Here is a 22732-nt window from a genome sequence, read left to right on the forward strand (position 1 = left end):
CCAGGCTAACCCGTGAGTAAGGAGTAAGGAGTCAGCATGCAGTTAACCTTCTATGGTGTACGAGGTTCCATTCCAACACCGGGCGCAGACTATGTGCGCTATGGGGGCAACACTGCATGCGTACACATCGAACTGAGTGATGGTACTGATATTTCCCTGGATGCCGGTACCGGCATCCGGCTCCTTGGCGATAAGCTGGTTACAAAGCAAACCCCCATTCATATCCTGCTAACCCATAATCACTGGGATCATATTCAGGGATTTCCGTTTTTTACGCCTATATATCAACCCGACCGTGAAATATTTATCACGCCCGGGCAAACATCACTGCCGGAAAACGATGCCATTATTAAACAAATGCAGGGCTCTGTATTTCCGGTGCCTTTTTCGACATTGCGTTCGAAAATTACTATTACGCCACAGCCTGACAACACAGACACCTGGAAACTCAATGGCGCAACCATTGCACGTTTACCCATGAATCATCCCGGCAAAGGCAGTGCCTATTCGGTGTCGGAAAATGGCTTTAAGGTGGCCTACATTACCGATAATGAGCTTTATCCTCCCTATAAAAAAGAAACCGATTTCCTAACGTTTGTGGAATTTGCCAGAAACGCAGATTTGATTATCCATGATGCCCAGTACATGTTGTCAGACATGCCCGCCAAGAGTGGCTGGGGACATTCGGTAGCAGAAGAAGCCGTGAAACTGGCCATGGCGTGTAACGCCAAACGACTGGCGCTTTATAGTCATGACCCCAGCCGTACGGACAAGGATATCGATGACATCATTGCTCACTGCAAGCAGTACATCACCATAGCAGAATCACCCCTGCAGTTAGTTGCAGCTCATGAGGGACTCACCATTGACTTTACCGCTTAGCCTTAATCACTTAGCCCTTGGCCTGGTACTGCTGACAACCCCAGTATTCGGCTATTGCGACGATAACGAGCAACAGAGCGAAGTAGAAACTCAGGAGCAGCAAAGCGGACTGATTGCCCTGCCCAGCCTGTTCAGAAAACGCTTCGAAGCCGATAAAAACCTGTTAAATAATGCGTTTGCGATTACCCAGTACAAACGTAACTATTTTCTGCCTTTTACTTACGTGGATAACCCCAACGCACTTGGCAATGCCGGACTAACCGAAGACAACGTCGACAGTAAAGAAGCCAAATTTCAAATCAGTGTAAAGCTCCCCCTGTACACCCAGCCTGACTCGGTAGAAGGCGTTTATTTTGGTTTCACGCTAACCTCATTCTGGCAACTATATAACAGTGAGGTGTCCAAGCCTTTCCGGGAAACTAACTACGAACCGGAAATTTTTTATCAGTGGAATACCGATATAAAGCTCCTTGGTATCGACTTTAATGCCCTGCAGCTTGGTTTTAACCACATGTCTAACGGTCAGAGTGAGCTACGCTCGCGCAGTTGGAACCGCATTATGCTAACCAGTTTGTTCAGCGATGCCGATGATATCTATTATCTGCGCACCTGGTATCGCATTCCGGAAGATCCGAAAAGCTCGCCCGATGATCCGGCTGGCGATGATAACCCCAGAATTAATCACTACTATGGTCGCCTTGAGCTTGGTTATGGTACGCGTATTAAAGGCTTTGGTTTATTTGCCCGGCTGCGTAATAACCTGGAATTTGATAATAACCGCGGCAGTCTGGAGCTGTCAGTCAGTTACCCGGTATCCCCCCGTTACGAAGTCGTACTGCAGTATTTTAACGGCTATGGGGATAGCCTGATTGATTATAATCGCCGCCAGAACCGCGTCGGACTGGGATTCCAACTGGCAGCATTTTAAAATCAGGGAATTACCCCTGCCGCCCGATACAACTGCAAATGTACGTCTACCAGTGCATCAATATCGCGCTGATAGCCGCCACCAATAACGCAAGCCACGGGCAGGTTATGACGCCGGCACCACTTTAGCACCATACAGTCACGCTGATAAACGCCTGCGCTACTGATATTTAACAAACCTAAATCATCATTCTCATGCACATCCACACCCGCGTCATAAATCACGGCATCGGGTGCATAAAGTCGCTCAGCCACACTAAGCGCTTCATCAAGAGTGGCCAGGTACGGTTCATCCGTCATGCCTTTAGGCAAAGGGAAATCCATATCAGACTGTTGCTTGCGGTGGGGAAAGTTCTTCTCGCCATGCAATGATAAGGTGATCACCGATGGATCTTCCTGAGCGAGCAGCGCAGTCCCATCCCCCTGATGAACATCTAAATCAACAATCAGCACCGCATCTATCCCGGGCTTGCTGAGCATTTGCCGGGCTGCGAGATATAAATCATTGAATAAACAAAAACCAGACCCCCAATCTGCACCAGCGTGATGATAGCCGCCGGTAAGGTTAAGCGCCAATCCATGTTGCAATGCCAGTTCAGCAGTTTTGAGCGTACCGCCCACGGCAGTGAGGCTGCGTTTAATCAGTTGTTCCGACCAGGGGAAACCAATACGGCGCATCGCCTTGGTATCCAGGGTGCCATCAATCAGCGCTTCAACATAACCGGCATCGTACCAGGTGGTCAGTGTGTCCATGGCTACCGGCTCAGGCCTGGTATACAGTGACTCTGATACACCTGCAGCGCACAGGGCATCGTGGATCCCCTGGTATTTTTCGATAGGAAAACGATGCCGAACCGGTAATTCGAGTTGACTGTATATAGGGTGGAAAACCAGATGCTGCACAATAGTAACACTTCACGTTGTAATAATAGGAATTGAGTATTGTACTGAGTTTATCGAGGACTGGCTCACACCAGTACCGACTGATCCGACTTCGATGTATTCTTTGTGACTTTTCACAGACGAAGAATGTTCTTCAGGTTCCGATCGTTCTGGAGCACGCTAAACGACCTGTTCTTTCAGATTTTTACTGAAAGTCCGGCTTGCTTTTAAGACTTTATTATTCGACAAATGAACGTGATACTCTGAATTTCTTAATGGGTCGAGTTGCTTGATTTTTCTAACATTTACCATGGTAGATTTGTGGATCCGCTGAAAATAAGCAGGCACAATATTAACTAAGTTCTTCATCCTTTCGCGCATCACGTAGGTTTCGCCTTCCGTATGCACACACATGTAATCACCCGCTGCATCAATCCAGAATACTGTCTCAAAGGGCACTAACAACACAGAACCAACGCCATCTCGGATCACCAGCTTTTCATCACTAACACTATAATCCGGAAGCGTTTTGTCGGGTTGCTGAGGGTCAGAAATAAGCGCCGCGGCTTCCATCATTTTCTGTTTAAACCCAACACTTTCTCTGGCGCGTTCCAAGGCTTCTCCCAACCGGGACTGTTTAACCGGCTTCAGTAAATAATCCAGCGCTCTCACTTCAAACGCCTGTATCGCGTATTGGTGGTATGCGGTAATAAATATAACGGCGGGATAGCTTTCCGGCTGAAACGCCTTTAATAATTCAAAGCCCGATTTTCCTGGCATTTCAATATCTAAAAAGATTAAATCCGGTACCTGATGGCGACAAAATTGCAGGGCACTATCAACACTCGAAGCCTGTCCTATAATTTCGATGTCAGGAAAGAGTTGCAGGCGCAAACAGAGACCCTCAAGGGCGCTCTCTTCGTCATCAACCAGTAGCGTTTTTAACGGTTTCATGTTGCAACGTCCTCTCATACGGAATAAAAATACGCACGCATGCCCCTGCGTCCGGTTTGTTTTCGGTCACTAATTTAGCCTTCCCCTGATAAATCAGATTCAGTCTGTCTCTGCAATTAGTTAACCCTATACCAAGCTTGCAGTTTTGATGACTGTCGAACCCCTTGCCCGTATCAGTAACCGTAATAGAAAGCCCCTCTTTTAACGCAGAAAATTCAATGGTGATCGTAATATTCTGGTTAGGTAACATGCCGTGTTTTAATACATTTTCGACTAATGGCTGCACCAGCATTGAGGGTATAAGAATAGACTCAATGTGCGGTTCGGTCTGAATCTGCACTGTCAGCTTTGAACGAAACCGCGCTTTTTCAATCTCTACGTAAGTCCGAAGAATCGTCACTTCTTCCGAGACCGGTATTTTTTTTAACGGATCGGTATACAAACTGTACCTTAAAAAGTCACAAAGCTTCTCAAGCATCAGCACGGCATGGCTATTCTCTTTTTTCAGGATCAGGGTACTTATGGCATTAATACTGTTAAACATAAAGTGAGGGTTAAGCTGATAGCGTAACATCTTTAGCTGCGCTTCTTTGGCAAGGTGCGTTGCTTTTTCTAACCGCTCCCGCTGTTCAACATTATCCAGATAGCTTTTAATGCCATAATAACCTGCCGACCAGGTTGCCAGCATGGTTAATGATGCCGTGGTCCAGGTACCAAAATCAAACCAGGACATAGGCTTCCAGGGATCATTGTAGAGCCACTGAAGAGATATCCATTTGATTTCTGTCCAGAGTAACGAGACCAGCACCAGTAATACTATGTGAATGCCCACGACATAACTTTTTAATGTATAAACCCTGGCATATAGACTCCTTAGCGCCAGGGTTATCGCAAATCCACACAATGTATCGATGAACAGGTGGGGGAGATGAATATGCCAGGGCTCCTCACTGGGGATCTTTATCATAATTTCAGTTAACAGTGCGTATACGACCCAACCACTACACTGACAAAGCCAGAATAAATGAGGGCGCCGGCTTAAATTTATCAATTTACTGCTCCGATAAATAAAAACGGGTAGGACTAGCTACCCGCTGCTATTAATCTCCCTGACAAGAGACAAGATGATAACCTGAGGCCGATTCTTTCGCCAAAGCAATATCAGCCACAGCCAGGCTTATTCCACCCTCTGCGACAATGCGTAGTGCTATATCAGGATTTACACTTGCAGAAAGTTGATTCGGACAATCAGTCGCAATACTAAAGCCAATCCACTGCCCGAACTGCAAACCGGACTCACCTTTACGCTTTGTCATCGTGTTCTTGCAGAGATCTCCGACGCATTGCACTTGCAAAGAGACTGGTGTCGCCGATTGCCATTCATCAAGACGAACCTTTACATTCAGGAAACGCGCATCAAAATGCGCTTCTTGCTGATAATCGGCGGTATATTGTAATGCTGCGCTACTTTGAGTTCCATCCCGGTTCCAGGTGAACTTTCTACCGTCTTCCTGGTAAGCAAGATTGACCGATTGCATGGTAATGGATTGTCCATCAGCACTGACTCCAGACGGCGTATCAAAGAATAATGTTTCATTCTTCACATCGGTCAGAGCCCACTTAAGGCCTTTGCTAAGGTTACGCACAAAAAGTGCCTGCAAAGCTGAGTCTTTTTGAACCTTATTTTCTGAAACCGTCTCATTAATCATTTCCCACTGAGCTGAATCCTGGTATGTCAGTCCATAGCCATAGGGAAACAGTGCATTATATTCCTCATCATACCTGTTGAGGACATACTGATCGTCGTATTTCGGCCATGAAAAGCTCAGTTTGCCGGTAAAATCATACTGCGTTTCACCATTTGGCTTACTTAAAATAACATCCGCAACCCCTTGCCCTTCAGAGCCGGGTAACCAGGCTACAACAAACGCATCGGCAAGATTTAGTATAGGATTAACCCAGAGCGGGCGTCCGCTCAGAAATACGATAACAACCGGCACATCCCTGGACTTTAATCGTTTAATAAGCTGAAGGCTCTTATTAGTGTCATCTTCAAAGCGCAGAGTTTGTCTATCACCAAACCATTCTGCGTAGGGTTGCTCACCTATCACAACAATGGCAACGTCAGGTTTTTTGTCAAAGCGACCATCAGGGCTCAATTGAATAGTACCGCCAGCGAGCTCCACCTGTTGCCGAATGCCTTCATAAATAGACGTTCCATTTGGAAAATCAGCATTGCTGTTATCGGTACCTTGCCACGATACACTCCATCCACCAGCTTGCATGGCAATATTATCGGCACCCTCTCCAGCCACTAAGACACTGCGGGTGGGTTTGAAAGGCAGGATATTGCCGTTATTCTTAAGTAAGACCAGTGATTTTCTTACCGCTTCACGGGCTAACGCTTTGTGTTCAGACGCGTTAAACCAATCAGGGTGTTGTGCTCCCAGACGTTCAGATGGCTTACCCCTGACGAATATCCCCCAGCGAATTTTCGCTCTCAGGAAGCGTCTTACCGCGTCGTTAATACGTGATTCCGGGATAACACCGTCTCTCACCTGAGCCAGAGTATTGTGATAAAACGCTTCATAGTGTTCAGGGACCATCAATACATCAACGCCAGCATTGATTGCTCCGGCGCATTGCTCCAGATCACAACCATCCACAAACTTGTGAGCATTCCAGTCACTGACGACAAAACCATCAAAACCCATTTTACCTTTCAGTACATCAGTGAGCAGATACTTATTGCCGTGAACTCGTTCACCGTTCCAACTGTTGAAAGACGCCATCACAGATTGAACGCCCGCCTGAATGGCTGAAACATAGCCTGCGGCATGAATATCTCTCAAGGTCTGTTCATCTATGCGGGTATCACCTCTGTCGATTCCGCTTTGGGTGCCGCCATCACCAATAAAGTGTTTAGCCGTCGCAATTCGGTGATACGCTTTAAGAAAGTCACCTCCCGGGTGCCCCTGAATGCCTTTAACCATTCTGCCAGCGTAGTCAGCAACAATCTCAGGATCCTCTGAATAGCTTTCGTAGGTCCTTCCCCACCTATCATCCCTAACCACTGCAACGGTTGGTGCGAAACTCCATTCAATCCCCGTGGCAGCGACTTCCTTAGCCGTTGCGATGCCAATGCTTTCAATTAAATCTGGGTCTCGTGCAGCCCCTAGACCTATATTATGGGGGAAAAGTGTGGCCCCAAAAACATTACTGTGCCCGTGCATGGCATCGGTGCCCCAGATAGCAGGAATGGCGCTACCATCCATTGACGCATCAACTGATGCCTCATACATTTCGTCGGCATACTTTAACCAGATATCCTGACCGGCTTTTTTTAAACCGTAGGGCGCTGAATTTCCGCCGTTTAGGTAAGAACCAAAGCCATATTTACGCATTTCTTCCACCGTGAGGTAACCAATCTCCGGTTGAATCATTTGTGCCACTTTTTGTTCTAGCGTCATCGTAGACAACAATTTATCAATTTGTTGTTCAATGACCTCATTTCTCATGTCAGGTTTACCGTTAACCGTCCAATCGACTGTCACGTGTTGAGCTGTTGCTGTAGTGCAGCAAGACAACATAAGCAGAGAGCAGGTACGGTTCATCATCATTTTTAACTTGTTCATTTCATCATTCTCGATAAAGAATTGTACTTGAGGAAAATAGGGGGGAAATTAGCGGTCAACCGTCAGGGGGTGAGCCAAGCGAGCTGTTGCAATTCTCATGCAGACCGCTATCGCTGATCAAGGCAGACACTCAATGATTCATAGCCGAAACGCTTATCTCGCAAACAATTGCCCGACCTGATAACGCATCAGGTCGGACAACACTTCAGCTACCCTGTCGATAGATTAGAAGTTTATACCCGCTCTTACACCGTAATAACGCGGCATACCGAAACTACCTTTGGCGAAGCCTTTACTAGTGTTATTCCAATACTGAATAATTTCATCGGTTGCGTTGTTAACAAACGCCTCCACAAACCACTTCTGGTTTTGTGGTTCATATTTCAGTGACGCATTAAACACCGCAAATGCATCACGGCTGTCATCCATATATCTTACCGCTTCATCAGGGACTGCAAATGCCATGTCATCCAGATGCTTATCAACATTCCAGATGGTGGAATAGGAATCATCCTTCCAGGTCACATTTGTCCAGGCATGAATAAAACCATAGTTACCCAGGTTGAAACTGTGTGTGTAGCTTATGTTCGCCGTATACTCAGGCGTCATCGCCAGATTGTTGCCTTTAAGGTTGGTGTTAAGTACTGTGTTGGTTGGGTCAATTGACTCATCGTATGAAATGTCAAACAGGTATTCAGGATCGTAGTCCCATTTGGTAAACCAGTCCTCTGTTATCTCTGCTTGCGTCCAGGTAACATAACCGGTAACACGACCATTGGGATAAGGTTTCCAGTCAAACTCAAGCTCAATACCTTTTATGGTTGATCCAGGTACATTCTGGGTATAGTAAGCAATAACGGGTTGATTCTGGTAGTCCAGCACCGGATTACCACTTTCATCAAGAATCGGTGCACCGGATTCATCTTCGACCGGCGATAGCCGCTCAACATTCCCTATTGAGCCCACCGATGCATATTGCATATCGGTGTAGTCTGTATAGAAGAATACTGCCTGTAAGTTCAGTGAATTTTCGAATAAGCTGGTTTTAGCACCAACTTCCCAGGTGATAACCTCTTCTGGGTCAAAGGTCGTTTCGAATCGTGTCGTGTCTCCCGTTCGGTCATTCACAACTTCATAAACATCACCAATACCGCCGGCTTTAAAACCTGATGCGATATAACTGTATAACATTGTATTTTCGTCTAAATCATAATCCAGCCCGATTCTGAAATCATTCCGGGTCCAGCTTCCTTTATTGTCATTGGCGAAGAAGGATTCATAAATTGCAGGATCTTCAAAATAGTCAGTCGGCAGATTGTTCAGTGTTGTTCTGTTTAACCAGCCCGGCGCGCATCCCCCGGCATTTGAACACCGGTAGGTCCGACCGCCTTTGTCTTCTTTTGTTTCATCACTAAAACGATAACCTAAAGTTAGGTGCAAATCCGTCGTCAGATTGTATGTCGCCTGTCCAAATAGCGCATAGGCATCGGTTGATCTGTCCGGCTGATCCCAGAAGGCCTTATCATCCATAGGGTTATCGTAATAACCCAGGGTTTTGGTTCTTTCATGAAAATAATTAAACCCGGCTATCCAGATTAAATCGCCATACTCATCAGATTGCAGTTGAATTTCTGTTGAGTACGATTCGGCACCGGTCCCATCAAGGAAATACGTCGCTCCATCCCAGGGATCCAATCCGACTTCACTATCTTGAGATGACGAACGTTCCATATCTTCATAGCCGAGCAGCCAAACCAACTGTAACTCGTCAGTAATAGCATAATTAAGCGTATTTCGCAGATAGGTAATATCCAGGTTTAGTTCACCGGGTACGTTTACGACAGCTTGATAAGTATTGTCGCTGGGCATAAACGATGAGCAATCACCCCCATATTCACCAGGCCGCCCACGTAACTTTTCGCAGTTTACCAGGTCAAGGTTGTTGCCACTGTCGTTCACATACTTCTGAAAAACCGTATGGTTCGAAAAGTTTCCGTCAAGCGGTTCCCACAATGTGCTAACTCGAAATGAGTACTCATTTGCGTTATTGTAAAAGTCCGATTTGCCCGCCGGGGTTAACGCTCTTACTACCTGAGAATCAGGGTTAGTGCCAGCATTGTCGATCCACCAGTTTTCTCGCTGAGTGACGGTGTTACCCACCCCCTGATAAGAGTCTTCAGAGATAATCGGTGCATTGAGAATATCGTTGTTAAGCCGGCGCGTATCATACTGATTCGGGTCATAATAACCTTCTAAATAGGAATCTCGTTTTAATCCTTTGGCCGCGACCCGAATGGCAAACTCGTCATTAACCGGTATGTTGATAAAGCCGTCAATCGTCTTATTGTTATATTTACCTGCTTCGACATTCAATGCACCGAATTGTGCCGAAAAGTCCGGTTTAGCAGAAATTACGTTAATGCTTCCCACGGTGGAGTTTCGACCAAACAGGGTTCCTTGTGGGCCGCGCAAAGCTTCTACTCTGGCGACATCGTACATTAATGCCAAAGCGCCCTGCATTCGGGGCGAGTAAATACCATCTAAATGCACGCCAACGGCAGGATCGCCAAGCTCAGTAATGTTGGTAGAACGTACACCGCGCATTGAGATAACGGGAGCAGCTTGGTCAGTGGCAGTAGAAATATCCAGCCCAGGCACCAGGTTGGCGATATCCCTAACATTGTTTACACCATTCTGCTTCAACTTGTCTCCACTAATGGCTGAAATGGCGACAGGCGTTTCCATAAGTTTGGTTTTACGCTTTGTCGCTGTCACTGAAATGATTTCCAGTGACTTATCTGCACTTTTGGCATCCTGAGATACCTTCTCCTGCTCGCGCTCCTGCGCTTGAAGGGAGGTTGGCAAAGCGACCAGAATAGCCAGCGCTACTGCATTGAGTTTTCGCATGTGATGTTTCCTGATGTCTTATAAATGTTAACGTGACATGACAATTGCCACGCCCTTAAATTTACTTGCTGTTAACAAGTTACATTTATATACACCTCGCATACAGCGCGTTTCGCTAAAGCGAGTGGGTGACACTATAAGGCGTGCAGACACCCATTCGTTGTCGCATTTCTAATCAGGAGTAAACCGGCGTTTAAACAAATTTCGACGGTTTAATAACGACAATTATTAACATCAAATGGTAGCAATTGCCTGCCGACTGGAACGCTGACAAGAGTAAATAAAATAACTTCAATAAATGGATTCATAATGTGTCTGAGGTATCGTTCTGTCGCTTAATTTAACAAAATGTTAAATAGTAAAGGCGCATTCCCGGACAAATGAACATGACCACACTCAATAAATCACTCTATGGTAAAAAACGATGGTATCAGATGCTGTGCCTGCTCACGTGGGTTGCCGGGCTTTGCGCATGTAGTTCAGAGCCCAAGAATCTCTCCAACGACATTCAATCGACCTCTAACAACGCACCTGAATACTTTGACAACCCAATTATTAAATATGACACCGAGGATCCGACCAGAACAGTGGGTGAACTTATTTATACCGCTGACCCGGCTGCGATGGTGGTCGATGACACGGTTTACCTCTACACAACTCACGATGAGCAGTTCCCTGAAGGTAAGGATTACCGCATGTATAACTATCGCTTGTGGACGAGCAACGATATGACTCACTGGGAAAACCAGGGCACAGTGCTTGAATATTCCGATTTTGACTGGGCCCGGGGCGATGCAAAAACCGGCAATGCCTATGCCCACCATGTGATACATCGAAAGGATGCTGATGGGAAATCCAGATACTACTTTTATGCCACGGTTGAGGGGGGACAAACTGATGATCAATTTGGTTTTTCAATAGGAGTAGGCGTTTCTGACAATCCTGCTGGCCCCTTTACCGATCCGCGCGGAATGCCAATGGTTTTATTGGAAGATACCGTTGAATATAAAAAACATACGTGGCGTAACATTGACCCCGCTGTGTTTGTTGACGACGATGGTCGCGCATATCTCTATTGGGGAAATCAACAACTATGGTGGGTAGAACTGGAACCTGACCTGGTACACCTGAAAGGTGAGCGCTACACCATTAACGCTGAAGGCAAAATGCAGAATCGTGATACCAGTAACGTAGAGATTCACGCCGTTGATACACTGCCAAACTTTGAGGAGGCGCCTTATGTCTCCAAACACAATGGTATGTATTATCTTGTCTATGCGGCAGGCTTTCCTGAAAGTCTCGCTTATGCCACCAGTTCATCGGTGACAGGCCCTTGGGAATACCAGGGCATCATTATGGATCCGTTGCCAGGGACTACGACAATTCACCCTGCCCTGTTTGATTTTAAGGGGAACACCTACCTTGCTTACCATAGTGCCCAACTGCCCGGGGGGGGAAGTTACAGAAGATCGGTGTGTATTGACAGAGTCTATTTTAACAGTGACGGAACCATAAAACGGGTAGTCAGGACGCAAAAAAGATAATGCCTCAGAAAGGTCTGTCAAAAGCAGACTATGCAGGTCAATAAAACAGCGTTTACAACCTGAAGTCTTCGTATTTTGATACTGCCAGGACATTTTTTGTCACGCTACATTCGGCCGTCAATTAACCGGAAAGCAAACCCAAAGGACATAATGATATGAAAAACCACTACGTTAAGCAGGATGAGAAAACACCGTATTCAACCGCAAACTCATTAATTACAGAAACGTCGACGTTAAAACGCTTTAGTCTGGGGTGGCCCACAGGCCTTAACAAAGTATGCAGATTAATACTGGTTGTACTCTGTGGATTGACAACCCAGGCATTTGCTCAAGCAAACGACGCGATGACTCCAATTGCGACGCCTGACCAGCCCAATGCAATCGAATTAGGTACCGGCCCGCTGGCCAATGCAACTGCCAAAGAGTCCTGGCATTCTCAGTACGGCAGTCAGTTTACCCGTAATGTTACGGTCGCCACGCTTACGCCATTTTTGCCCGATCCGGACAATGCCAGTGGTGCTGCAGTCATTGTTGCACCAGGTGGTGGCTTTCGGACTCTGTCTATTGAAAATGAAGGCTGGGCTGTAGCTCGTGCCTTGGCGGATCGTGGCATTGCCGCTTTTGTATTGAAGTACCGCTTAAACCAAACCCCTGAAAACATGGCGGACTTCAAACGCGCAATGGATGAAATGTTTTCCAATACCGGCAAACGACCACCTCGTCCGGAGCCTGCTCAATTGAAAGTGCAACTTGCACCACAGATAGAAGACGCCAGTGCGGCGTTTGCAATGATTCGGCGCAAAGCTGACGATTGGGCAGTGGATCCGGATCGTATTGGTATGATTGGATTTTCTGCCGGTGCAATGTTGACTATGGCAACAACGCTCGTGGCTGAAGACGCCAAGCCAGCGTTTATTGGCAACGTCTACGGCCCGATTACGTCGGTCGAAGTACCCGATGATGCTCCTCCGCTCTTTATCGCAATTGCTGCCGATGACCCTTTCTTTGCTAACAGTAAGTTTGGTCTTGTCGAAGACTGGCATGCAGCCGGAAAACCCGTGGAATTTCACTTCTACGAACAAGGCGGCCACGGTTTTGGTATGTATCCTAAAAAGACCACCAGTACAGGCTGGTTTGATGCCTATGCCCGCTGGTTAACAATGCATGGAATGCTGAAACCCAATTGATAAACATACCCTGCCGAATTACTCGCCATATTACCCGGGCCTGAAAAATCCAACCCAGGCCTGGGTTCTGGTTAACAATGTCAGCTAAGCGGTCTGAAAGCTGTGTTCAAAACGGCAAAATACACAACCGGGAAAAACAGACCTGAAAAATAAATTCGCAGCTATAAAGTGCTATTACGGCAATAACAGAACTACCTTTTCATTTAGCCCCTGACTGACACCATCATGAATGCACTATTGATTACCCGTCTGGCGTTGACTGTTAAGACAAAGGCATTTTCGACACAGGTTTTACCGCATTATGTAAAACCGATTAAGTGGGTGGCATCATAACTACCCGCTAAACGATTTCATTAAAAATCCTGGAGTATCGTGTTTAACAATCTCACCCTGAGCCATCACCAGGATCCGCGGCTACCAAGACAACATTTTCTTTAAATGCATTCTTGTTTTTTCTTTCCCAAACATAATGCTTAATCGCCAATCCAGAGGGGTTTTACCATGCGGGGCTAAAATACCAACGCCTTTGGCTATTACTCGTTGCCACACTTTAAAGTCCTGCCCAGAAAAACTTTCAACCAAATCTGTAATAATTAACGTGCGTGAATTTCGGTGAAAAAAACACACTCTTCCATCAGTGGCGAACCAGAGAACAACTCATGATTTATTTCTGAAATCCAATTACAGAATAACGGCTTGTTTAAAGAAGCTTCAAACGACAGATCATCACGCTTTTTAATCACCTCGCTAGTACCATAAACTTTCGAATCAGGCAAAGCGGCTACCACTCTGCTAGAAATAAATGATTAGGTGCCACCAGATATTTAACGCGTCCCAACTCTTCTATTTGCGCCTTTATTACCTCTTAAAACTGAATGGGACTGTGGATCCAAAGATCACCATCAGCGAGACGAATGACTGTCATTCGTGTAGAAAAAGGTAATCCCATAAACTGAACAGTGTTGCCATCAACTATCCAAATATTGTCAGCTAATTTGTCCATAAAGCTTACCAATCTCTTAACTACCGCCCCATTCGGCGATGCGTATTCAGGGCCACAGAGCGATGTCAAACTACCGTTGCCGAAGTGTTTAAATCCAAACAAATAATGAATGCACATGTTATTCGGCGTAAACTGGTGAGAAGCATGCAACAAGCACATTTACGGTTAGCTTTTTCGCGAGTAGTTTATGAACAACCAACATTTTCAGGGTAAATACGAAGTTGAACTCAAGTATCGCCTTGATTCAAAATCAACATTTTTATCTGCATTAAAATTACTCCCCCATGAGGTCATGCTAGAAGACAACCTGGAATGTGACTGGTACTTTGACACCGTGGATCGAACACTACATAAACAAAATAAAAGCCTTTGCGTGCGAACAATGGAGCCATCCGGAATTAAACTATGGATAGTCAAAGGACCAGAGTCAGACCGATGCGAAGCAACCAATATAACCGACTCGACAAAGGCGCGGAGTATGCTGGAAACCATGGGTTATGAAGTTGTACTTACAGCGAAAAAGCGCCGAAGTATTTACTTTGTTCAACAGTTTCATATCACCCTGGATTCATTGGTTGAGCTCGGTGACTTTGCCGAATTTGCTGTCATGACCGACGATAAGTCCTTGCTGGCCGAATACAGAGTTAACTTAGCAGCCTTGGCTGCTAAGTTAGGATTGGCGCCAACGTCGTTGGAAACGAGATCATACAAACAACTGCTACAAGAAAGAACATAACGAAGCGTCCTATCTGGAATGAGCGCCTTTATTGTTCCTTATGCCTTGCATAATAGTGAATGAAAACGCTATCAAATGATACTTACGGATTAGAGTTTACTGCGGCTCAACCGGTTTTCTGTAGAGCTGTTCGAGGATAGCCAATACACCCACTATCGGCTCAATGCAGAGACCACAGACATCACACTTTTCGATATCATGTTAATGGCTTATGAAACTAAGCGCTCTTGCACAACATTGGTTTGTTCAACCTGCTCAATGTCGCTCATTAACGAGAAAGCAATAGTCAGCGAGCCTGCGTTGAGCAGGACGAAAATGGCAATAATTGCCAGAACGGGAGTCATTATCAGACGATTGATACACATAAATCGTATCATTTAAATCTCTGGAAAACGCTGGTTAAAACCATTGATCCACTCTCCGCTAGAAAGGAGCCTAATTACAGCGCGAGAATTGTGGCTCATATCTCATTTTACATCTTTGGTAGTTAGGTTGGGAGTTCGTCTGACGGGCAAGTATGAACGTTCAAGAGACGGTCACGATAACTTGGCGCAACTAGTTTAACTCTGCAAAGCGGATGTTAGCCTAACTCGTCTCTGCCTCAACCCTTGCTAGAATAGACATTTTGAACAATTCCACGAATTCATTTTTGGCCACATTTGTCTAGTGCACCAAGTAAGGGACAGATCCGGACGAAACCCATCTACCTAAAATTGCCCATGAAGTAACTGACGTTTCATTGAAAGGCGGCGTTATTGTAAACGCCGCACTTTACCGGTTGTAGACGCTAGTCAACATTGATTTTTGCGACTGAAATACTGACTGCTCCCATTTCTAAAATATACTGTTCACCTGTATTTGTAGGTAACTGAAAATCCACATGTGTAGCTAAAGTCTCTGCCTGCAAATATCTTAAGTGCCTTTCTATCCAATTTCTTACGTGCTCTGATGTGTTCATAGACACCGAAATCTTATCCGTCACACCAAAACCGGAGGACTTTCTCAGTTTCTGTATACGGCTCACAACTTCTCGAACCATCCCTTCTGCAACCAACTCTTCTGTAAGGTTAGGTTCAAACTCCATAGAGATATAACGGTTAGAAACCGCGTTCACCCCCTCCTTCGCCTTTCTGTAGATAACAATGTCTTCTTCTGAAAAACGTTGCCCATCAATATCCAGAAACCCAACTTGCTGAAGTTGGTCAATATCAGTTGGTGTAAGGTTAGCAATCAAGCTCGCATAGTGTTTCATTTGCTTACCCAGGCGTTTTCCCAGTGCTGGAAAATTTGCCTTCGCGTACAGGTCGATAAATTTCCCTTCCTCTGTACTAAAACTTAAGAACTTAACGTTAAGCTCTGCTTTTATGTAATCAGATAAACGTTGAATATCATCCAACACTGTTTTATCTCGGTGCAATACCGTTGCCTGGCTCAAAGGTGTTTTGAGCTTTACTTTAATATCATTTCTCATTTGTCGGCCCATGACGATCAGATGTTGAAAACTCTGAACACTTGTCTCGAGCTCGGGCAACCTAAGCTCCCTGACTGTTTGAGGATAACGACGCAAATGCACCGACAATGGTCTTTCTGCATTTTCGTCATACTCATTGAGCTGTTGATAGATGAACTCCGACAAGAAAGGGGCAAACGGTGCCATTAACGTCGTAAACGTGTCTAGACAATAATATAAGGTGGCGTAAGCACTCTCTTTATCCTTATTCATGTCAGGTTGCCAATAGCGAGCACGGTTCAGGCGAATATACCAATTAGTTAAGTCTTCCATGAACTCAAACAGAGGTGGTACCACTTCATACAAATGGTACGCCTGCATTTCAGCGTTCACTTTCTCTTTCAGACTTTCCAAACGAGAAACAATCCACCGATCAAGTACGTTCCCTGTCGGCGCTGAATCATCAACTTTCCACCCGTCGATATCAGCATAGGTTTTAAAGAACTTAAATCCGTTATACCAAGGCAGCAACATCTGCCTGACCATTTCTTGAACGCCTTTGTCAGAAAACTTCTGTTCTTCGGCTTTAACCAGACCAGAATTGATCAGATACAATCGCAACGCATCGGCACCATACTGTTCCATTAGGATATCGGGAGCCGTGTAGTTTTTTAGCCGCTTAGACATTTTCTTACCGTCTTCCGCCATCACAATGCCGTTCACAATGACATTAGTGAAAGCGGGTTTGCCGAACAGGCACTCGCTCAAAACCTGTAAGGTATAGAACCACCCTCGAGTCTGATCTACCCCTTCAGCGATAAACGATGCAGGAAAATTTGCTTCAAATTCTTGCTTGTTCTCGAATGGATAATGAACCTGAGCATAAGGCATTGAGCCTGACTCAAACCAACAATCAAAGACTTCTGGTATCCTGCGATACACACCATCCTCTCCAGCTAAAGTAAAAGTCAAATGGTCGATATGATCCCTATGCAAGTCTTCAACTTGAGCCCCAGTTAACGACTTCAGCTCTTCGATAGACCCGATACAGTGTGGTTTTTCTGTCACATCATTTATCCAGATAGGCAGTGGCGTGCCCCAGTATCGATCTCTTGAAACAGCCCAATCAATTGCATTTTCCAGCCATTTGCCCATTCGACCCTGCTTGATATGTTCTGGCACCCATTTGATCTGATTGTTGTTTTCAACAAGTTTGTCTCTTAGTTGGGTTACACTGATATACCATGAAGGCACCGTTCGATAGATGATTGGCGTGTCAGAGCGGGGACAAAAAGGATAACTGTGCATTAACGTGTCATGCCGATACAACAGCCCTCGATCTTTAATGGCCTGTATTATCAATTTGTCTGCATCTTTCACATAAACGTCGGCAAAATCACTCACTTCAGTAGTAAAGCAACCTCTGCTATCTAATGGACATACGCTCGCCTCAATACCGTTTTCACGACAGACTCGTTGATCTTCCTCACCAAAAGCGGGTGCCATATGGACAATGCCCGTCCCACTCTCCTGCGATACAAATGTATCCGCGAGCACCCTAAAAGCACCATCAGCTTTGTGCTGTACAAAGTAAGGAAATATAGGCCTATAGGATTTACCCGCGAGCTCCGCCCCCTTAGTGGTAGCAAGCACTTCGACTGAATGTCCTTTAGAAAAACGCTCTACTAACGCTTTAGCAATCCAAAACTTTTTACCTACAGACTGGTCGAACACCTTAACGTAATCAAAGTCAGGATTCACGCAGAGAGCAAGATTTGAAGGTAAGGTCCAAGGTGTTGTCGTCCATGCTGCGAGATAACCATCTTCGTCTTCTAGTTTAAACAGTACCGAAATTGCGGGGTCTTGCACATCTTTGTAGTTCGATGTTGCCTCAAAGTTTGATAACACGGTTTCGAGTTCTGTTGAGTAGGCGACAACCTTTTCCCCCCGATAAACCAAACCTTTATCCCACAACTGCTTAAACACCCACCATACGGATTCCATGTACCAGGGTTCCAGAGTTCGATAGTCATTATCGAAATCCACCCAACGACCCAGGCGGGTTATTGTTTTCTTCCACTCCTGTGTATACCGTTGAACGATACCACGGCATTCGTCGTTATATTTAGCGATACCAAACTTCTCTACCGCTTCCTTAGCAGATATCCCCAATGATTTGTCTATCTCATGCTCGATAGGAAGACCATGACAATCCCAGCCAAATCGCCTTTCAACGTAATGTCCAAGCATGGTTTGATAGCGAGGGATGATGTCTTTGATAGTGGAAGCAACTAAATGGCCGTGATGGGGTAACCCTGTTGCAAAGGGAGGACCATCGTAAAATACGAACTTAGGTTTATCTTTTGACTGCTCCAGAGATGTCTGGAATACATTGTGCGTTTCCCAGAATCGCAGCATGTCATGTTCAGTATCGACAAACGAAAAACTTGTTGATGAAGATGCCTGTTTTTGTTTAGAACTCATACTTGCCTCTTAATTTAAAATCCTAAGAGGTAAGTAAAAAAAACCCGCCTCTTAGGCGGGTCTTAATATTTAGTTGCACTAACTATCCCACCATTTCTTGAGAAATGATGATAATAATTCGTTGGAAGTTAGGCTTCATATTCATAAATACAAGGTTACATCTACCGTTTTGCTTGTCAATCAGTTTGTTTGTTGGATAAGTGATTTGGGCCACATTCATGTCTGTTTAGCACATGGTTTGCGATACCCGAACAGGCAGATTGTGTTTTAGTTTATAACTCGGTTTTGTCCAGAAGTGAGTTACGTTGAATGTCTGTTATCTTGATAAGCTTAAATTGTTAAAATAAAACGGGACGACTCAAAGATGACACACTTCTGACAGATCAAGTTAAAATTTACTCGATTATTGATAGCAACTAACTGTTAAGCGGTCCATTCATCAATCATATCTGCTGCTCGTGCGCCAGGCATTTTTCTATCCAATCCGTGTTGTGTCCGGCTTCATGCAATAGCGTGCTCACTTTTCGACGCAGGTCATACGGCCCAAACTTACTGAGTGACTGACCTTCCTTTTGCGCGGTCTTGTATGTCAAATCAATGACTCGATTCATCGTCGCACTAATCATTAGGGTATCAGAGTCATATCGGGAAGGAAGAGTGTAATCAGACCCACCGACAAATGTCCTCAAGGCGATCAGAATGTCCATCGCCTGTCGTGATAAAAAGACCAGGTCAGGCGTTCGTCGTTTCATTCTTTCTTTCGGAGTCGTCCACAGCGCTTCGCTGAAGTGAATTTCACTCCAAGATGAATAATACCCATCAAAATACCACGGTCAAACCGTGCTTGAAGCTGCTAGACAGTGCCAAATGATTTGGCCGTTAGGTAACAAAAAGCCCGCTAGCAAGCGGGCTTTTTAGTGTTTATTGCGGTTCAGTGCAAGGTGTTACCTAACGCTGAATTATTCCCACTCAATGGTGGCTGGTGGCTTGCCGGAGATATCGTAAACTACGCGGGAAATCCCATCAATTTCGTTAATAATGCGATTAGACACCTTACCTAAGAAATCGTACGGCAGATGCGCCCAGTGGGCAGTCATAAAGTCGATGGTTTCTACGGCACGTAATGAGACTACCCAGTCGTATTTACGGGCATCGCCCATTACGCCAACCGATTTCACCGGCAGGAATACAGTAAAGGCCTGGCTCACTTTATGGTAAAGCTCCGCGTTATGCAGTTCTTCAATAAAGATAGCATCAGCACGGCGTAGTAAATCACAGTATTCTTTTTTGATTTCGCCCAGTACACGCACGCCCAGACCAGGTCCTGGGAACGGGTGGCGGTAAAGCATGTCGTATGGCAGGCCTAGCTCCAAACCAATCTTTCGCACTTCGTCTTTAAACAGTTCGCGTAATGGCTCTACCAGGCCCAGCTTCATATCTTCAGGCAAACCACCTACATTATGGTGGGATTTGATCACATGGGCTTTACCGGTTGCAGAGCCAGCAGACTCGATCACATCCGGATAAATGGTACCTTGCGCTAACCATCTGGCGTTGACCAGTTTGCTAGCTTCTTCATCGAAGACCGCAACAAACTCGTTACCAATAGCTTTACGTTTCAACTCTGGATCATCAATACCCTCAAGGCGAGCAAGGAAGCGATCTTCTGCATCGATTTTAATGATGTTGAGACCGAAATGGTCGCCAAACATATCCATTACCTGCTGACCTTCGTTTAATCGCAGCAAGCCGTTATCCACAAATACGCAAGTAAGTTTGTCACCAATGGCGCGGTGGATCAGCATCGCGACTACCGATGAATCTACACCACCTGACAGACCCAGAATAACTTCATCATCACCCACTTTTTCTTTAATGCGGGCAATTGCATCTTCGATAATCGCGTCCGGCGTCCACAGTTTTTCACAGCCACAGATATCCATGACAAAATGTGACAGCAAACGCATGCCCTGGCGAGTATGAGTTACTTCCGGATGGAACTGTACACCATAGAATTGTTTATCGGTATTCACCATGGCCGCGTGCGGGCATGAGGGCGTGAGAGCAACCGTTTCAAACCCTTCAGGAATGGCAATAACCTTATCACCGTGGCTCATCCACACATCCAGTAACGCATTGCCCTCGGCGCTGATGGCATCTTCGATATTGGTCAGTAAATCGTTTGACTTAACGACTTCCACCTGAGCATAACCAAATTCACGCTTATCTGAGCCCTGAACTTTGCCACCCAGTTGCTCGGCCATTGTTTGCATGCCATAACACACACCAAGTACTGGTACGCCTGCATGAAATACATATTCCGGAGCACGGGGGGAGTTTTCTTCCGTGACCGACTCAGGGCCGCCCGACAGGATAATACCCTGCGGGTTAAACGAGCGGATCTGTTCTTCGGTAACATCCCATGCCCAGAGTTCGCAGTATACGCCAAGCTCGCGCACACGGCGGGCAATAAGCTGAGTATATTGTGAGCCAAAATCCAGAATAAGTATGCGATGATCATGGATGTTTTGTGTCATGGTGTTTGCCTTAAAATAAAAAACAAGCAGGCTGGTATTAACCAGCCTGATAAATCAATCGATTCGTATTGGTAAAGTTTACCCTAAACGGTAGTTAGGTGCTTCTTTAGTAATGCTTACATCGTGAACGTGCGACTCACCCATTCCCGCTGAAGTTACCCGCACAAACTGCGGTTTGGTATTCAGTTCATTAATGGTAGCACAACCGGTTAAGCCCATGGCTGAACGCAGGCCGCCCATTTGTTGATGAATAATGGTAGCGATTGGGCCTTTATAGGCCACACGACCTTCGATACCTTCCGGCACCAGTTTTTCGGCGTTGTCGCTTTCCTGGAAGTAACGATCCGATGAACCATTCCGCTGATTCATGGCACCTAACGAGCCCATACCACGGTAAGACTTGTAGTAACGGCCCTGATAAAGCTCTACTTCACCCGGAGCCTCTTCGGTGCCCGCCAGCATAGAGCCAACCATTACGCAGCTCGCACCGGCGACCAGCGCTTTAGCAATGTCACCAGAGAAGCGGATACCACCATCAGCGATAACAGGAATATCACGGTCTTTCAGTGCTTCAACCGCATCGGAGATAGCCGTAATTTGCGGTACACCACAACCGGTTACGATTCGGGTAGTACAAATTGAGCCAGGGCCAATACCAACCTTGACGCCGTCAGCGCCAGCATCCGCCAGCGCCAGAGCGCCCTCAGCAGTTGCAACGTTACCCGCAATAATTTGCAGTTCCGGGTAGGCTGCGCGAACGGTTTTAACGCGGTCGATAACGCCTTGTGAGTGACCATGGGATGTATCGATAAGTAATACATCAACGCCAGCCTCAACCAGTAACGCAATGCGCTCGTCAGTGCCTGGGCCAACGCCTACCGCCGCCCCCACACGCAAACGACCCAATGAATCTTTACACGCATTAGGCTTGCTTTCCGCTTTCTGGAAATCTTTTACGGTAATAAGGCCGGTGAGCTTGAAGTTGTCGTCCACCACCAGAATCTTTTCGATACGGTGTTCGTGCATCAGTTCAAGCACTTCTTCTGAGCTGGCCCCTTCTTTCACCGTAACCAGGCGCTCTTTTGGCGTCATCACTTTATCAACCGACAAATCAAGACGGTTTTCAAAGCGCATGTCGCGGCCGGTGATAATACCGATAAGGTTATTTTCAGCGTCGGTGACCGGGAAGCCCGAATACCCCATCTTTTTACTTAACGCCTGCACATTCCCCAGGTTATCGGTAGTACTTACCGTAACCGGATCGGAAACAACACCGCTTTCGTATTTTTTAACTTCATGTACATGCTTGGCTTGCTCTTCTGGGGTCATGTTCTTGTGAACGAACCCAATACCGCCTTCCTGGGCTAATGCAATTGCCAAACGCGCTTCCGTTACAGTATCCATAGAAGCTGATACCATAGGGATATTCAGATTTACCTTGCGAGTCAGACGGGTTTGTAGACTGGCTGTGTGCGGGAGCACTGTGGAATGCGCCGGAACCAATAAAACATCGTCAAAGGTTAGCGCTTCTTGAGCGATTCGTAGCATGCAAAAACACCTGTATATTGAGGTTTAATTGCGGCGCAATTGTAGTGTTTTTTCAC

Annotated in this window: 15 protein-coding genes; 5 read left to right on the top strand and 10 right to left on the bottom strand. The window is 45.9% G+C overall.

What is annotated here, in order from left to right; all coding sequences use genetic code 11:
* Positions 1–36 precede the first annotated feature (36 nt).
* On the top strand, positions 37–882 hold the full coding sequence (locus AC2T0J_RS00130) for an MBL fold metallo-hydrolase (protein WP_489808183.1): 846 nt from the start codon (positions 37–39) through the stop codon (positions 880–882).
* Positions 866–1810: a phospholipase A gene (locus AC2T0J_RS00135; protein ID WP_489808184.1), complete on the top strand. Its 945-nt coding sequence runs from the start codon at positions 866–868 to the stop codon at positions 1808–1810. The genes AC2T0J_RS00130 and AC2T0J_RS00135 overlap by 17 nt, the downstream gene beginning before the upstream one ends.
* A gap of 2 nt (positions 1811–1812) precedes the next feature.
* Here AC2T0J_RS00135 and AC2T0J_RS00140 read toward each other — a convergent pair whose 3' ends face one another.
* The 5 genes from AC2T0J_RS00140 to AC2T0J_RS00160 all read right to left on the bottom strand — a co-directional run bounded on the left by AC2T0J_RS00140 (position 1813) and on the right by AC2T0J_RS00160 (position 10187).
* The gene (locus tag AC2T0J_RS00140; RefSeq protein ID WP_489810403.1) at positions 1813–2715 is read right to left on the bottom strand and encodes a histone deacetylase family protein; all 903 of its coding nucleotides are present in this window, start codon (positions 2713–2715) and stop codon (positions 1813–1815) included.
* A gap of 156 nt (positions 2716–2871) precedes the next feature.
* Positions 2872–3645, bottom strand: a complete 774-nt coding sequence (locus tag AC2T0J_RS00145; protein ID WP_489808185.1) for a LytR/AlgR family response regulator transcription factor — start codon at positions 3643–3645, stop codon at positions 2872–2874.
* Positions 3617–4612 carry a sensor histidine kinase gene (locus tag AC2T0J_RS00150; protein ID WP_489808186.1) on the bottom strand — a complete coding sequence of 332 codons (996 nt, stop codon included), beginning with the start codon at positions 4610–4612 and terminating at the stop codon, positions 3617–3619. Before AC2T0J_RS00150 ends, AC2T0J_RS00145 begins: the two co-directional genes overlap by 29 nt.
* 133 nt (positions 4613–4745) lie before the next feature.
* Complete coding sequence (locus tag AC2T0J_RS00155) at positions 4746–7199, bottom strand: glycoside hydrolase family 3 protein (protein ID WP_489808187.1); 2454 nt, start codon at positions 7197–7199, stop codon at positions 4746–4748.
* Positions 7200–7505: 306 nt separating this feature from the next.
* The gene (locus AC2T0J_RS00160; protein ID WP_489808188.1) at positions 7506–10187 is read right to left on the bottom strand and encodes a TonB-dependent receptor; all 2682 of its coding nucleotides are present in this window, start codon (positions 10185–10187) and stop codon (positions 7506–7508) included.
* Between the two features lie 386 nt (positions 10188–10573).
* Between AC2T0J_RS00160 and AC2T0J_RS00165 the strand changes: the two genes are divergently transcribed.
* The 3 genes from AC2T0J_RS00165 (at position 10574) to cyaB (ending at position 14657) form a co-directional block, all read left to right on the top strand.
* Positions 10574–11731, top strand: a complete 1158-nt coding sequence (locus tag AC2T0J_RS00165) for a glycoside hydrolase family 43 protein (RefSeq protein WP_489808189.1) — start codon at positions 10574–10576, stop codon at positions 11729–11731.
* Positions 11732–11886: 155 nt separating this feature from the next.
* Positions 11887–12918, top strand: a complete 1032-nt coding sequence (locus AC2T0J_RS00170) for an alpha/beta hydrolase (RefSeq protein WP_489808190.1) — start codon at positions 11887–11889, stop codon at positions 12916–12918.
* Between the two features lie 1190 nt (positions 12919–14108).
* The gene (gene cyaB, locus AC2T0J_RS00175) at positions 14109–14657 is read left to right on the top strand and encodes a class IV adenylate cyclase (protein WP_489808191.1); all 549 of its coding nucleotides are present in this window, start codon (positions 14109–14111) and stop codon (positions 14655–14657) included.
* Between the two features lie 209 nt (positions 14658–14866).
* Here the strand turns inward: cyaB and AC2T0J_RS00180 are convergent, their stop codons facing one another.
* From AC2T0J_RS00180 to guaB, 5 genes are all read right to left on the bottom strand, one after another.
* Positions 14867–15034 carry a hypothetical protein gene (locus AC2T0J_RS00180; RefSeq protein ID WP_489808192.1) on the bottom strand — a complete coding sequence of 56 codons (168 nt, stop codon included), beginning with the start codon at positions 15032–15034 and terminating at the stop codon, positions 14867–14869.
* A 410-nt stretch (positions 15035–15444) separates the two neighbouring features.
* A complete protein-coding gene (ileS, locus tag AC2T0J_RS00185; RefSeq protein ID WP_489808193.1) occupies positions 15445–18591 on the bottom strand; it encodes an isoleucine--tRNA ligase in 3147 nt (1048 codons plus the stop codon).
* Positions 18592–19034: 443 nt separating this feature from the next.
* On the bottom strand, positions 19035–19343 hold the full coding sequence (locus AC2T0J_RS00190) for a hypothetical protein (protein WP_489808194.1): 309 nt from the start codon (positions 19341–19343) through the stop codon (positions 19035–19037).
* A 207-nt stretch (positions 19344–19550) separates the two neighbouring features.
* Positions 19551–21128 carry a glutamine-hydrolyzing GMP synthase gene (guaA, locus tag AC2T0J_RS00195; protein ID WP_489808195.1) on the bottom strand — a complete coding sequence of 526 codons (1578 nt, stop codon included), beginning with the start codon at positions 21126–21128 and terminating at the stop codon, positions 19551–19553.
* Between the two features lie 78 nt (positions 21129–21206).
* Complete coding sequence (gene guaB, locus AC2T0J_RS00200) at positions 21207–22676, bottom strand: IMP dehydrogenase (RefSeq protein WP_489808196.1); 1470 nt, start codon at positions 22674–22676, stop codon at positions 21207–21209.
* Between the last annotated feature and the right edge of the window lie 56 nt (positions 22677–22732).

The organism is Alteromonas sp. ISO5, assembly GCF_058105165.1.